The following is a 1,437-nucleotide window of genomic DNA, read 5'->3' as shown; positions in this document are numbered from 1 at the left end:
CCGTTCTTGATTGGTGATGATGCTCTCATTCATTTCTTTTTCGCAAAACTTCCAGTCTTTAAATATATATACATCCAACATCCCAAACACCTTGGACCTGAGTCAATATATTGGACAGAAAAAAGTTAACTCGTTATGCTGACTGACGTGCTTGATCTTCTACTTCTTGTGGAGTTCTGTAACCTAAATGGCTGTGAATACGTTTACGATTGTACCAGCCCTCAATATATTGAAATAGAGCTCGTTTAGCAGAATCATAGTCAAGATACTTAACCTGATGGACTTCTTCTTTCTTTAAAATCGCATGGAAGGATTCAATACAAGCGTTATCATATGGACATCCTTTACGGCTAAATGATTGCTTCATCCCGTAGGATTTAACTGCTCTTTCAAAAGCTTCACTCGTATACTGTGTTCCTAGATCTGTGTGGATGATGAGGCCTGGATCAGGATGTTGCGTTGTCACTGCATTATGTAGAGCTTGAAGCACAAGGTCTGTTGTCATGGAACGAGAGAAAGAGTATCCGACAATTTTTTTAGAATGCAGGTCTAAGACAGACGACAAGTAACACCAGCCATCCCTAAGCGTATGAATATAGGTGATGTCAGCCACCCATTTTTCATTAATGGTGGTAGTTGTAAAATCTTGCTCTAGGTGATTCGTGCGTTCCATGATCGTTCCTTGACTCTTTTGCGGACGGAACTTCTTCACGGTGATGGATCGAATTCCTGCCTTCTTCATCAGCCGTTGAACACGTTTAAGGCTCACGGCGTATCCCTCCTTAAGGAGGGATTGATGAATCTTTGGAGCCCCATAGCGTGCTTTGCTCTCCTTGTGAATTCGATGGATCTCTTCCGTGAGTTGCCTATTCTCACGGTCACGATTCGATTCCATATGCTCCAAGGATTGGTAGTAAGTACTTCTAGGAACGTCAAGTACCTCACACATCACTTGAATGGGATAGTTCTCTTTTTGTTCATGAATCAAATCGATGAGCTCGTTGTCCGTTACTTTTTGGCGAATATGGCCATAGCCTTTTTTAAGATTTCGATCTCCTGTTTCATGCGAAGATTTTCTTTCTGAATCGCAGCGATGTCTTTAGGGGTTAGGCTCCCCGTTTCCTCACTGATTGGGGTCAAAGCCTTAATCCATTTGTATATTGTCACTTCAGATACGCCATATTCGCTGCTTAACGCACTCACCGAACTACCCGTGTGATAGAGTTCAACGATTGTCTTCTTAAAATCGTCGTTATATTTCTTTTTTTGTTTCATATCGGACACTTCCTCTCTTATCTTTTATGATAGAGAGTTAACTAAAAGCTGTCCATAAAACTATACTAGCACCACCTCCATAAAAAAGAAGTATCAGCATTACACTGATACTTCTTCTACTAACCGATTAGTTTTAATAAATCCAACTTCAAAAGCATGTTC

1 protein-coding gene is annotated in these 1,437 nt (G+C 40.7%); it reads right to left on the bottom strand.

Annotated features, from left to right (window positions below; translation table 11 throughout):
* Positions 1–133 precede the first annotated feature (133 nt).
* Positions 134–1,275, bottom strand: a protein-coding gene (locus tag BO219_RS13555) for an IS3 family transposase (protein WP_143271311.1) whose coding sequence is annotated in 2 segments (ribosomal slippage) — positions 134–1,035 and positions 1,035–1,275 — 1,143 coding nt in all. Because the reading frame shifts where the segments join, the coding sequence is not laid out codon by codon here.
* Between the last annotated feature and the right edge of the window lie 162 nt (positions 1,276–1,437).

Origin of the sequence: Anoxybacillus kestanbolensis (assembly GCF_001996285.1) — a bacterium.
GTDB lineage: Bacteria > Bacillota > Bacilli > Bacillales > Anoxybacillaceae > Anoxybacillus > Anoxybacillus kestanbolensis_A.
The sequence above is the reverse complement of the archived record's forward strand: the minus strand, read 5'-3'. Positions and strand labels throughout refer to the sequence as shown.